Raw genomic sequence first — 13194 nt, 5'->3', positions numbered from 1 at the left:
GTGGTCCGCACCATGAGCAGGATCGCTCAGGCTGCCACCCGACATGCAAGCCGCCAGCGCCCCGTGGCGCTGGCCTTGCTTGTTCTCATCACCGCAACCAGTTGCGGTGTCGTGGGCAAGACCAGCGTCAAGTCGGTGCAGATCGCACTGCAGGGCAAGCCCGATGTGGAGCCAACGGCTGCCGAGGTTGCTGCCAATCGGTTCCCGCAGATCAAGGTCACCGGGCCTGCGGGTGGCGCGGTCCTGGTGCTTGGCAACATCGATTCCGGGCGCCAGGCGTGGTACAGCTCCGAGCGAAGCATCGTCTTTCTCAGGGATGGCATCGTCGTCGGCACCCACGGCAGCAACCCGGAACTGCAGGACATGACGCTCGAAGGGGATTCCCCCTTCCACGCCCTGCACCGGATAGCAGACGGCACGACCGTGCAGCGTCGCTATGACGTCATGCCTGATTACAGGTATGGAATGAACGTCACCGGCACCCTGGCCACCTTGGGCAAAGAGAAGGTCCGGATCCTGGAGAGCGAGCGCGAGCTGTTGCACGTGCGGGAGCAGCTTAAGGGCAACGGCTGGAAGCGCGACAACCACTACTGGGTCGATCCTGCCAACGGGTTCATCTGGAAGAGCATCCAGGCCATCGCACCCGACACCAGCCTTGAAGTTGTCCAGCTCAAGCCCTACTCGCAGGACCTGCAGAACCGATGACACTGCGACCGATCATTCTTGCGCTGGCACTGGGGCTGGTTCCCCATGCGCACGCCTCATCGCCGATCAACGTCGAAGCGGCCGGCCATGTTCGCAATCCCGGCATGCACACGCTTCCCGCCGAGGCCCGCCTCAGCGCAGCCGCACTCGCTGCAGCGCCGGATGAAGAAGCCTATATGCTGGGCGCCGCTCTTCTTCGGCAACGCTCGCTGCTGTCCCAGACCCGCCTCAAGGCCGGCCTGCTATTCGATCTGGAAACGCTCGCCTCTCAGGAGGATGCCCCGGAGCTCGCCGATGCGGCCGCACAACTTGCGCGCGAACTCGGCGATCTGCCAGTGACCGGACGCGAACCGCAGCTTCTTGATCCGCGCCGACTGGAAGCCAGTGCCTCGGAGAATCGGCCCGCGCTGGCGGGCGACCGCGTCGTCTATCCTGGCCGACCCGAAACCGTGCAGGTTGTTGGCGCAGTGGTACAGCCTTGCAAGCTGCAGCATGAAGCCACACTCGACGCACGAAGCTACCGCAACGCGTGTGCCTTGCTGCCAGTGGCCAGCCCGGATGATCTCTACGTCATCCAGCCCGATGGCAAGGTGGAGCAACTCGGCGTGGCCCTATGGAACCGCAGTGCGCCCGTGCGCCTGGCGCCCGGCGCTGTGATCTACGTACCATTGAGCGCTGCGAAGATCCGCACGATCGCCCCCGATGTCAACGAGGATGCCGTGCGCTTCCTTGCCACCCAGGTGCTGGATGCACCCGGAGTTTCGTACTGATGCGCCATCGCTCCATCCCACTGGCACGCGCCGGTGTCGCCCTTCTCAGCCTCAGCGTCAGTGCTGTATTGCACGCACAAACTGCCCCTTCTCCCACCGCAAGCGATTGGGGCGGCGTTGGCCTGCTGCAGACCCCCACCGCACGCATGGCCGACGACGGCGAGGTGAGCTTCACCGCAAGCCATACCTCGCCCTACAGTCGCTACAACGTGGTGATGCAACCTCTGCCCTGGGTCGAAGGCGCATTCCGCTATGTTTCAGTAGCGAACCGCCGCTATGGCCCGGAATGGCTGAGCGGCAAGCAGAACTACAAGGACAAGTCGATCGACCTGAAGGTCCGGCTGTGGCAGGAAAGCCGGTGGGCGCCCGAGCTGTCCGCAGGCTTCCGCGATATCGGTGGCACCGGCCTGTTCTCCAGCGAATACCTGGTTGCGAGCAAGCGGTTCGGACCGATCGATGCAAGCCTCGGCGTTGCCACCGGCTACATTGGCAATCGAGGTGATTTCTCGAATCCGCTTCGGGTGATCAGCGATCGCTTTGAAGAGCGTCCGCGCGCGCAGGGCACCGGCAACTTCAACAGCAAGGGCATGTTCCGCGGTCCCGTCGGCATCTTCGGCGGCATCGCGTACCAGACACCGTGGGAACCCCTGCAGCTGAAGCTTGAGTACGACGGCAACGACTACAAGCGCGAACCACAGAACAACAGTCAAACACAGAAGAGCCCGATCAATCTGGGCGCAAGCTATGCCGTGAATCCCAACGTGCAACTGCATCTTGGCTGGGAGCGCGGCGACACAGCCATGTTCGGCATTACCCTGCGCGGCAATGTGGCACGAGCGAAATCCACGCCCAAGCTGCTGGATCCGCCTCCGGTTGCGCGAGCATCCGCGGCACCCTCTGCGCAGTCAATGGATGACATCGACTGGCCCGCCTTGAGCCGAACCCTGGAAGAGAACGCCGGCCTCCGTGTCACAGGCATCAGCCGACGTGGATCGGAAGTCATCGTCAGCGGTGAACAGCGGCGGTTTTACTACCCGGCGCAGGGCGTTGGCCGAGCGGCACGCATCCTGGATTCGGAACTGCCATCCGATACCAGCTGGTTCACGATCGAGAACACCCGCTTGGGCGTACCCATCGTGGAAAGCAGCATTGAGCGCAGCACCTTCAACAGCTACCTCGACAATCGCACTCCACTGAGCGAATTGGCCGGCCACATCGAGCAGGCAGCGCCTGCGCAGCAGCGCCGTGAGAGCCTCTATGCGGCGCCACTTCGACGCTACGATGGCGCGTTCAATATTGGATACCAGCAGCAGCTCGGCGGTCCTGATGGCTTCTTCCTGTTCCAGGTCGCAGGCACCTACTCGGCCAACTTCCACTTCACGCGGAATACCTGGCTGAGTGGAACGGCCAGCTACAACGCGTACAACAACTACGACCGCTTCCGCTACGACGCGCCAAGCAACCTGCCCCGGGTCCGCACCAACATCCGTAAGTACCTGACCACGGAAGACCTGACCCTGACCAACCTGCAGCTCACCAGCAATCATCAGCTGGGCAAAGACCTGTATGGCTCGGCCTACGCCGGCCTGTTCGAGGCCATGTACGGCGGCGTGGGTGGCGAGATCCTCTACCGACCCTTCAACGAGCGCTGGGCTGTGGGTGCCGAGCTGAACTGGGTGAAGCAGCGCGATTTCGATCAGCGCTTCAGCTTCCGTGACTACAGCACCACTACCGGCCACGCCAGCTTCTACTATCAGTGGGGCGATGAGCACAAGATCACCAGCATGATCAGCGCCGGCCGCTACCTGGCGAAGGACTGGGGTGCCACGATCTCGGTTGCGCGCGCCTTCGACAACGGCGTGAACATGGGCGCGTACGCCACCAAAACCGACGTTTCATCCAAGGACTTCGGCGAAGGCAGCTTCGACAAGGGCATCTTCATTTCGATTCCCTTCGACTTCCTGCTGCCCCGATCCACGCGCGCGCGTGCGACGTTCGCATGGAATCCGCTGTATCGAGATGGTGGTGCGCGGTTGAGTCGAAGCTATGCGCTGTACCAGCTGACCTCAGAGCGGGATCCGGACTTCTTCTTCGACAATCTCGACAGAATCGACGACTGACGGCGGTCACCCACTCCATTCGACAGAGACCAGGAAAGGGCCGGTTGCCAGCGCAGCCGGCCCTTCTCGTTTGCCTGCGCTGCTCCAGTGTCCTGCAGCCAAAAGAAAGGGCCGGCTGCACATGCAACCGACCCATTCTGTCTCTCGGAGGGAAAAGCTACTCAGCTCACCCCGTCCGAGCAATCACTTCTCGCTTGACGCGTACTCGTAGTAACCATAGCTGTAATAGCCCGTGGCACGCTTCTCGACGGCGTTGAAGATCGCGCCCTTCACCTTTACGCCATTCTGCTCGAAGCGCTTCATCGAAAGCTCGATCTCCTTCGGCTGGTTCACGCCGAATCGAGTCACCATCAAGGTAGAGCCTGCGTGGTTGGCCACAATGGCGGCGTCAGTGACAGCAAGAATCGGCGGCGTATCGACGATCACCAGGTCGTACTCCTTGGCCAAACCCTCCAGCAACTGCAGGAACCGAGGATGCATCAGCAGCTCGGACGGGTTCGGCGGAATATCACCGCGGGTGATGTAATGCATGTTCTCCAGGCCCGGGACAGCATGAATCGCATCCTGCAGGCTCACCTTGCCGGCCAGAACATCAGACAACCCCCCCGAATGCGACACGCCCAGCACCTTGTGCAGGGTGCCCTTTCGCATATCAACGTCGACGACAAGAACCTTCTGGCCCGCCTGAGCGACGACAGCCGCCAGGTTCGCCGAAATGAAGGTCTTGCCGACACCGGGCCGCGGGCCCGAGATGGCCAGAATGTTGTTCTTGGCCTCGAGCATCGCAAAGTGCAGGCTAGTGCGCAGGCTGCGCAGTGCTTCCACCGCGAGGTCGGCAGGCTCGGCGGCGGCCAGAAGGTGAGAGCGACCATCTCCCACCACACGCTTCTTGCCACCCTTGCCCTTCTGAACCTTCAGTAGATTCCGCGAGTTGCTCAGCGGAATGGCCGCGTACACCGGCAGCCCCAGTTCCTCGATCTGCGCCGGATCCTCCACGCCAGGATTGAGCATGCGGAGCAGGAAAACCGCGGCCGTGGACAGGAATGCGCCCAACAGGAACGCCACAAGCACGATCAGCGGCTTGCGAGGTTTCACCGGCTTGCTGATATCGACGATCGCGTCATCAACGATCCGGACGTTACCAACCGTACCAGCCCGCGCAACATCCAACTGCTGCGCCTGGTTCAACAGGGCGGTATACAGTTCGTTGCTGACCTGCAGATCACGGGTATGTCGCAGCAGCTCCTGCTGCGTATCAGGCAGTGCGCTGACCTCGCGGCGGAAACCACTCTTGCGCGCCTCAAGCTCACCGATCTGGTTCAGCATCGCACGGTAGGCGGGATGCTCACGTGTGAAGCTGCGGTCCATCTCAGCCTGCTTCAGGCGCAGCTGCTGGATGCTTGCCTCAACGGCAACCTCCTGCTCGAGCAGACCCTTGGTCTGCATCGTAATGTCAACGGAGTTCGAACGGGACTGGTAGGCCGCCATTGCCGCCTGGGCGTCCTCAACCTGCTTGCGAACGGTTGGGAGCTGGTCCTTCACAAAGGCAAGCTGTGTTGCCGCCTCGGCAGAGCCTCGGTCGACATTCTGTCGCACATACGCTTCAGCAATGTTCTGCACCAGCGCCTGCGCACGAACCGCATCGGTGTCTTCATAGCTGACACGGAGGATGCCAGAGTCCTTGCCCTGCTCGGACGCGCGGATGTCTTCCTGCAGTCCGGCAATGACGTCCAGGCGACGCTGCTTGGTCAGCGTGAAGCGCATGCCCGGATTGGCATTCAGGCTCGCGACTTCAATCCTGATCCCGCGCGCCTCGGCGGGCATGCCGACCTTGCCGGCAAGAATGGCTTCGCCCTCGTCATCAAGCAGCGAGTATTCCCCAGCCTTGTCACCTGCGACAAGCATCATCGGCTCGTCGAGCAACCGTGCGGGAACGTCCAGGCGATGGATCTTCAGCTCATCGCCGCCCCAGCCATAGCTGGAAAGCCCCAGAACCGGAGCCGCCACTTCGCCCTCAGTCTCGCCCGAGAAACGACGCGCAATCAGTCCGCCCACCAATGGGAAACGCCGGGGCTCGATGACCGTCTCGAGCTGCATCTTGTCGACCGCAGTACCGACAATCGTACGCGAGGTCAGCAGCGCAACTTCGGTGGTGGATGCGGTACTACCGCCTCCGCCCAGAGAGGTCAGATCTGCTAGACCCGGAATGGTGGGCATCTTCGACTCAACCTGCACCGTGGCCTCAGCCCGATACACCGGCGGCGTCAGGATCGCGTAGGCGGCGCCAACCAGCGCGAAGAGGAAGGTTGTTCCCAGGATCCACCATTTGCGGTCAATGAGAACGCCCAGCAGATCCCGCAGATCAATCTCGTCGTCTTCGCGGGCGGGCCGCGCACTGGTTTCCTTGGTCATAGCTTCCGTTTCTTGAAAAAACCGCACCAGTGCGGCAATTACTTGATATGGCTGGCCCAGCGGGCAACGCCCTGCTCGATCAAACCGTAGACGTGTTCGAACGCAATCCGCTGCTGGCGGTAGGGATCGGGGATCTCCGACCTTCCATCCCAATGCCCCAACAGGAACGTCTTGCCGCTCACCTGAGGAACCTCGCGGGCGATTCGCGCCACATGGGACTGCTCCATCACCAGCACCAGGTCAGCCGCCGCCAACACAGACGGCGTTGCCAGACGCCCTCGATGGGCGCTGGGATCATGCCCCTTCTCCCGAAGCAGTTCTCCTGCGGTCTCATCTATCGGCCGACCGACCAATGCCTGAAGCCCTGCAGAGGAGACCTCTACCCCTGTGCGGTCCCGAAGCTGGTGCCGCATGAGCACTTCTGCGGTTGGGCTTCTACAGATGTTTCCGATGCAGACCAGCAGCACCTTGTTGAACATGAGCCAATCCTCTGGCGGGCGACGTGGAGCGCGTACGCCAGCAGGCAACGCTACGCATACGAAAGAAAGTTAGCCAAGCAGCATACCTGACATGAAGGTGTAACTGAACCCAGCCCTACCAGGTCAACGGAGCGGCACCCCTACCCCGGAAATCCTGACCCGGGTCACGTTTGGGTGAAGGTTCTGTTATCATCGTGTGATCGATTGTAACAGCTAACTGGTTGGACTGACCGCCGGATCGGCGCCGCCAGCCCCCCGGGCAGCGAGGCGATTGCTGGATGCACGGATCCTCAACAAGGAAGAAATCGACATGTCTTACATGCCCGCACGGCACCATGCCGGGCTCTGGAACGTCTCGGGAAACAGGTTCACTCCTGCGCTCAGCTTGGCCTTGAGGATCGGGGATCCCATCGTCTTGGTGGCGGCTGCACTGACCGCCTATGCAATCAGATTCGGCGATCTGCACATGCCGATGAACTACGCCCGACTGGTCTCCATCACAGTTCTTTTCGCACTTCTGGTCCTTGGATCCTCGTCATTGTACGAAAGCTGGCGCGGGCGCGGCCTGCTCGCGGAACTCGGCAAGGTCGTGATGAAGCTTGCCGTGATCTTCGGAGGCCTTCTCGCCTACTCGACCGCAATCCAAGTCACGGATGAGCTTTCGCGCATCTGGCTTGCTACTTGGTTTGGCTTGAGCTTGGCTGGCGCATTTGCCCTGCGAATTGGCGTTCGCGGCATCGCTGGCTGGATCCGCGCTCGTGGCGCAGACCTCCGCAGCGCGGTCATCGTCGGTGCAACTACCGACTCGGAGCACATTGTCAGCTCCTTGCGATCGGCGACCTGGGCAGGCATCGATGTGCGCGGCTGGTTCGCGACCCCGTCTGATCGAGGCAGCGTGCAGCACGCCAGCAGACTGGGCGATCTGGAAGGGCTCGGCGCCTACGTAGAGGCTAATCACATCGACCAGGTGTGGATTGCACTCCCCATGCGCGATGAAGAGAACATCGCAATTGCCCTGAACCAGCTTCAGCACTCAACGGCCGACATCAAGTTCGTGCCTGACATGTTCGGGCTGCACCTGCTGAACCATTCCGTCGAGCAGGTCGCCGGCCTTCCCGTCATCAATCTCCAGCAGACTCCGCTCCAGGGCGGCGCCCGCCTGATCAAGGCATTGGAAGACCGTATCCTTGCCGGCCTCATCCTGCTCATGATCTCCCCGATCATGCTCGCGATTGCGGTGGCGGTGAAGCTGAGCTCCCCAGGCCCGATCTTCTATCGGCAAGAGCGGATGAGCTGGAACAACAAGACGTTCTGGATGCTGAAGTTCCGCTCGATGCCGGTCGACGCAGAAGGTGCGTCTGGCGCAGTGTGGGCAAAGGCCGGCGAAAATCGCGCCACTCGCGTGGGCAGTTTCCTTCGGAAGACCAGTCTCGATGAACTGCCGCAGTTCATCAACGTCCTCCTGGGCGACATGTCGATCGTTGGACCGCGGCCGGAGCGGCCGGTCTTCGTGCACAAGTTCAAGCACGAGATTCCGTCCTACATGAAGAAGCACATGGTCAAGGCAGGCATCACCGGCTGGGCCCAGGTCAACGGCTGGCGAGGTTCGACCGATCTCCACAAGCGCATCGAGTGCGATCTTTTCTATATCGAGAATTGGTCGCTTTCGTTTGATCTGAAGATTGTCTTTTTGACGATCTTCAAGGGGTTCATCAACAAGAACGCGTACTAGCCAACGAATGCGGCATTCAAGGGAATGCCCTCCCACCCTTCAGTAGAACTGCTCCAAGCAGCATGCCGGGCTAAATGAGAAAGAAAAATCGCTCCTTCGCCCATAGCATCGCCTGGAACTTGGCTGGAGCCGGGATTCCGCTCGCTTTCGCCTTCTTTGCCATCCCCAGCCTTTTAGCAGGCTACGGCAACGAACGTTTTGGACTATTGACGATAATCTGGGCTCTGATCGGCTACTTCAGCATCTTCGATTTCGGCATTGGGCGCGCACTTACAAAGCTTGTCTCGGACAGGCTAGGTAGCAAAAGTACAGAAGACATTCACGACGTCACAAAGACAGCCATGACGACCATGGCTGTCCTCGGCTTGCTAGCATGCACGCTACTGGTTGCTACTGCCCCGCTAATTGCCGGAGCTCTCAAACTTGATGCCAGCTTTCGGGATGAGAGCGTACTCAGCCTCCGAATTCTTGCGCTTGGCATTCCCTTCGTAATCCTGTCAGCCGGCCTTATTGGACTACTGGAAGCACGAGCGGAGTTTCACGCGATCAATCGGGTTCGTCTGCTGATGGGAATGTTGAACTTTGGCGCCCCCCTACTGATGCTCACATGGTCCCATAGCCTGGTACCAGCTACGATTTCACTTGCTGTGGCCAGAGCCGCCACCACGGTGCTCTATTATCAAATTTCCATCCACAAAGGCGCACTGGATGTAGGCACCGGCCGCTTCAACCGCAGTAACCTACGCGAGCTTCTCGGGTTTGGCAGTTGGATCACGCTGAGCAACTTGATCAGCCCTCTGATGGCACAACTGGATAAGGTTGTAATCGGCAGCGTGGTTGCACTGCACCTCCTGCCCTACTATGCGGTGCCTGGGGATCTGGTCAACCGCCTCAGCTTCATTCCCATTGCACTCATAGGCGTGTTCTTTCCGGCATTCGCAGCACATTGGAGTGCGCGGAGACCAGACAAGCTGACGTCACTTTACAAGAGTGCGGCGATTGTAATGTTCTCTACCGTCTATCCGATTGCGCTGGGCATATACGTTCTCGCACCTGAAGGCCTTTCGCTGTGGATCGGCGAGCAGTTCTCCCGGCAATCAACGCCACTGCTCCACTGGCTCTGCGTCGGCTTGGTCATAAATTCAATCGCCAGAATTCCCCACGCACTTCTGCAAGCGGCCGGCCGCCCAAGCATCACCGCCAAACTGCATCTGATAGAGCTTCCCGTCTATGCCATCGCGCTATGGCAGCTGCTAAGCCATTTCGGCATCATTGGCGCTGCCATAGCTTGGTCCGGAAGAATGGCACTCGACTATCTCCTCCTCAGCATATGTTCGAGCACAACCATCCCAGAGTTACGCCGCCCATCAATACTAATGCTCGCAGCGGTGATTATCGGAATCGCCGTAATGACGGCCGCAGCACTTATTCCATCCCCCCTACTCAGACTTGTTCTTACAATATTCTTTGGATTAGCGGGAATAGCTTTGGCAGCCCCTATCGTTCTACGTTTACGTCACGATGATTGAGCCTCTAAAATTCGACGCCACCGTGCGATCAACGACATTGGTTACGGTAACCTATGCGGACCGCATCGAGTATCTGAGTGAACTGCTTCGCCGCGCATTCGAATGCGAGGGAGTGAATCAGGCAGTCGTTGTGAGCAATGCATCGACGTCCGACCTCAGAATCATCGAAAATGAATGGGGTGATAGACTTCGCGTTGTCCGCCTGAGCAGCAACAGTGGATCTGCAAATGGATACTCGGTGGGAATCCAGGCAGCACTCGCTGACAACGCTGAGTTCATTTGGCTAATGGACGATGACAACGCGCCCCGGAAGGGAGCACTGAGGAAGCTTCATTCACAACTTGAAATAACCGCCAGGGCTTATGGGGCCGACAGGTCGGCAGTTTTGGGATTTCGGCCGAGCCACCAGGCGGATATCGCACAAGGCGTGGATCCAGAGCGCGCATATCCTTTGCGATCAAGCTTCTTCGGATTTCACTATCGGCAACTCATCTTCAAAATCAAGCGTCGCATTGGGCCCAAGGCACCGCTCGGCGAAGCGCCCTCCTCCGTCCAGATTCCCTATGCGCCGTACGGCGGACTAATGGCCTCACGAAAGCTGTTTGAAGCCATTGGACTCCCGAACGTCGACTTCGTTCTATATGCCGATGACACCGAGTACACAAGGCGCATAACTGCACGAGGCGGCACGATCTGTCTTGCTACAGACGCGGAACTTGAAGATCTCGAGGAGTCTTGGAATCTAAAGGAAAGCTACCCCAACACCTTCCTGGGCTGGCTGAAGGGCGGATCCGATTTCCGGGCATTCTACGCGGCACGCAATCAGGCCTACTTTGACAGCAAAATCTGGACGAGCTCATGGATCGAGTACAGGATGAACCGTTGCATTTATCTCGGACTATTGACGTTCTTTGCGATCAAGACGCAGAGCTTCGCGCGATATCGCCTTTTACTCAGGGCAATCCGCGATGGCAAGAATTCCCGGCTGGGAATTTCCAAAAGCTTCCCGCTTTGAATCGTCAGAATCCAATGCACCCATGAAAATACTGTTCCTGAATACATATGACGATCCGGCAGACGGCGGTGGCGTGGAGCTTACTGTTTGGACGCTGATCCGCGCCCTGAAGGAAAAAGGCCACGAGTGTATTCTCGTCTCGACCCAACCAGGACGGGCACTTGACCTCCACGAGCGCGAAGGCGTGCGCATTTGGCGCGCCGGCATCCGCAACCTGTACTGGCCAACAAAAGAGAAGATTGCATCTTCGCTATCCAAGCTCGCCTGGCATACGGTTGATGGCTACAGCCGCTTGATGCAGAGCCACCTGAAGCAGGTTCTCGAACTGGAGAAGCCGGATGTTGTGTCAGTACACAGCCTGCCCGGCTGGTCGGCCTCATCTTGGGCGACCATAAGATCATTGAGCATCCCCGTCGTACAGGTTCTGCATGACCAGTACGCAATCTGTGCCCGGAGCTCGATGTTTCGCAATGAGCACAACTGCGAAGTTCAATGCACGGACTGCAAGTTGCTGCGTCTTCCCCACCGAAAAGCGAGTAGTCTGCCATCTGCCGTTATCGGGGTCAGTCAGTTCATTCTCGATCGCCATATCCAGCACGGGTATTTTCAAGGGGTGCCGATCAAAGCGGTCATCAACAATACGCGGAACCCACAATCTCTCGACGTTGGCGCCCTTACGCCTGAACATAAGGGCATTCGCTTTGGCTTCATCGGCCGCCTGGATCCAAGCAAAGGCGTGGAGATTCTTCTACAGGCCTTTTCACGCTTCGAGCACGAGGATGCACAACTCTGGATCGCAGGTGATGGCGACCAGAAGTATGTCGCAGCTCTCAAGAAGCAAACCAAGGACGTACGGGTAAAATTCCTGGGCAGAGTCAAGCAGCGAGACTTCTTCCCGGAAGTTGATGCCGTCGTCGTCCCCTCTCTCTGGAATGACACCTTCCCGGGCGTGGTTTTTGAGGCTCTCGCCTTCGGCAAGCCCGTTCTGGGTTCGCTCCGAGGAGGGATACCTGAAATGATCCAGCACGGCCAGAATGGCTTCCTCTTTGAACCAGACAACGACGGCGAACTTCTCAGCCTTCTGAATCAAGTTGCCAGCAACCCGGAAGAGCGTATCGCTATGGGAGCCGCGGCCAGAGTCTCTTCGCGCCCATTCATGGATACCGAAGCGTGGTTGGACAAGTACCTGGCTCTGTATGCACAGCTCGGAAATCCCGCATGAAACAAGTCACCGTTTCGCCGCCCGTCGCCCAAGCCGATCATGGAAAGCTTGACTCCATTCAAGCACTCCGAGCCGTCGCAGCATTTGCAGTGGTAGTTCATCACGTTGGACTGACCCTCAACAGCTACTACCCCGCTCCTCTCAGCTCCACGCTCACCCTACTGACAGGACTTGGGGCAGCAGGCGTCGACCTGTTCTTCGTCATAAGTGGCTACATTATTTTCAGAAGCACTTCCAAGCTGGAGTCAGGCTTCTCTTCGGCACGGAGCTTCCTGCGGAAGCGAGTGCTTCGTATCTATCCTGCCTACTGGATTTGGACTTCAGTGCTGCTTCTCATGTGGATTGGCGGACTAGCGCTCAAATCCCATCAGTACTCCTTCTCCGTCATCGCGGGCTCATACCTCCTTGTGCCAGTGACCAGAGCGGATGGATCGCTGCACCCCGTCCTCGATCAAGGATGGACGCTGTCGTTTGAAATGTATTTCTACCTCATTTTTTCTTTCATCATCCTTTTTGGCTGGCGTAAGAAGGGCCTTGCATGGATCGCACTCCCCTTCCTGCTAATCGCCTTCGTTGGGCTTCTTCCCGCTGTCCCTGCCAGCATACAAAGCGTGGTTTCATCCCCCTTGGTCATGGAGTTCCTCCTTGGCGTATGCATTGGATGGACTCTCTCCAAACACCCACCCGCATCGCGATCCATCCGCCCTATCCGGTGGGCTTTGATAGCTATCGGAACAGGCCTCTTGGTGTTCGCCTTTCTGCAGGGAGAAGTCAAGGGAACGGGTATTGACAGGCTGGTTATATATGGGGCCCCCAGCGCGGTACTGGTAACGCTTGCGCTGCTTGCTCCTTCAGCACCGATGTTACGTCGAGCAACCTGGTTGGGCGATGCGTCATATTCGATATATCTGACGCATGGCTTCTTCACTTTGGCTCTTGGAACATTATTGAAAGGCGGCTTCAGCCTCGGAGGAGCACCAGCAGGCGTCGTACTGGCCGTGGTCTCGCTCGCCATCCTGCTGATCTCCTCCACGGCCTACTGGCTTGTGGAAGAACCCGTAGCAAGGCTGCTTACCAGAACCGGAAAAACAGGCAACCCAGTTGCTGCATCGCCACTCACCTAGTCCCTCCATGCCCCGCAACCATCGGCTAATAGTCATTGCATCGTGAAAATTCGTACGTCCCGAATCATACTGATTTCGCCGGTTGG

The 13194-nt window shown here is 58.9% G+C and carries 10 protein-coding genes; 8 read left to right on the top strand and 2 right to left on the bottom strand.

Features of this window, described 5'->3' with window-relative positions:
- The first annotated feature begins 12 nt into the window (after window positions 1-12).
- The 3 genes from FQS62_RS09775 to FQS62_RS09765 are packed head-to-tail and all read left to right on the top strand — an operon-like array spanning window position 13 to window position 3595.
- Entirely contained in the window at window positions 13-705 is a 693-nt protein-coding gene (locus tag FQS62_RS09775; RefSeq protein WP_088480650.1) for a YjbF family lipoprotein, read from the top strand.
- Window positions 702-1475, top strand: a complete 774-nt coding sequence (locus FQS62_RS09770) for a capsule biosynthesis GfcC family protein (RefSeq protein WP_154348949.1) — start codon at window positions 702-704, stop codon at window positions 1473-1475. The genes FQS62_RS09775 and FQS62_RS09770 overlap by 4 nt, the downstream gene beginning before the upstream one ends.
- A complete protein-coding gene (locus tag FQS62_RS09765; RefSeq protein ID WP_208043685.1) occupies window positions 1475-3595 on the top strand; it encodes a YjbH domain-containing protein in 2121 nt (706 codons plus the stop codon). The genes FQS62_RS09770 and FQS62_RS09765 overlap by 1 nt, the downstream gene beginning before the upstream one ends.
- A 183-nt stretch (window positions 3596-3778) precedes the next feature.
- On the opposite strand, the gene FQS62_RS09760 is transcribed toward FQS62_RS09765, so the two are convergent.
- Window positions 3779-6007: a polysaccharide biosynthesis tyrosine autokinase gene (locus FQS62_RS09760; protein WP_208043684.1), complete on the bottom strand. Its 2229-nt coding sequence runs from the start codon at window positions 6005-6007 to the stop codon at window positions 3779-3781.
- A gap of 38 nt (window positions 6008-6045) precedes the next feature.
- Window positions 6046-6486 (bottom strand): low molecular weight protein-tyrosine-phosphatase, encoded by a 441-nt coding sequence (locus tag FQS62_RS09755; protein WP_049421330.1) that lies wholly within the window; start codon window positions 6484-6486, stop codon window positions 6046-6048.
- 310 nt (window positions 6487-6796) lie between these two features.
- On the opposite strand from FQS62_RS09755, the gene FQS62_RS09750 reads away from it, so the two are divergent.
- From FQS62_RS09750 to FQS62_RS09730, 5 genes are all read left to right on the top strand, one after another.
- Window positions 6797-8218 carry an undecaprenyl-phosphate glucose phosphotransferase gene (locus FQS62_RS09750; protein WP_100442747.1) on the top strand — a complete coding sequence of 474 codons (1422 nt, stop codon included), beginning with the start codon at window positions 6797-6799 and terminating at the stop codon, window positions 8216-8218.
- 74 nt (window positions 8219-8292) lie between these two features.
- Window positions 8293-9747: a flippase gene (locus FQS62_RS09745; protein WP_208043683.1), complete on the top strand. Its 1455-nt coding sequence runs from the start codon at window positions 8293-8295 to the stop codon at window positions 9745-9747.
- Entirely contained in the window at window positions 9740-10762 is a 1023-nt protein-coding gene (locus tag FQS62_RS09740; RefSeq protein ID WP_100442745.1) for a glycosyltransferase, read from the top strand. Before FQS62_RS09745 ends, FQS62_RS09740 begins: the two co-directional genes overlap by 8 nt.
- Window positions 10716-11984: a glycosyltransferase family 4 protein gene (locus tag FQS62_RS09735; protein ID WP_208043682.1), complete on the top strand. Its 1269-nt coding sequence runs from the start codon at window positions 10716-10718 to the stop codon at window positions 11982-11984. The genes FQS62_RS09740 and FQS62_RS09735 overlap by 47 nt, the downstream gene beginning before the upstream one ends.
- Window positions 11981-13108, top strand: coding sequence for an acyltransferase family protein (locus FQS62_RS09730; RefSeq protein WP_208043681.1), 1128 nt, complete (start codon window positions 11981-11983; stop codon window positions 13106-13108). The genes FQS62_RS09735 and FQS62_RS09730 overlap by 4 nt, the downstream gene beginning before the upstream one ends.
- Window positions 13109-13194: the final 86 nt, after the last annotated feature.

Origin of the sequence: Stenotrophomonas sp. SBJS02, assembly GCF_020428325.2 — a bacterium.
GTDB classification, from domain to species: Bacteria; Pseudomonadota; Gammaproteobacteria; order Xanthomonadales; family Xanthomonadaceae; genus Stenotrophomonas; species Stenotrophomonas africana.
The sequence above is the reverse complement of the archived record's forward strand: the minus strand, read 5'-3'. Positions and strand labels throughout refer to the sequence as shown.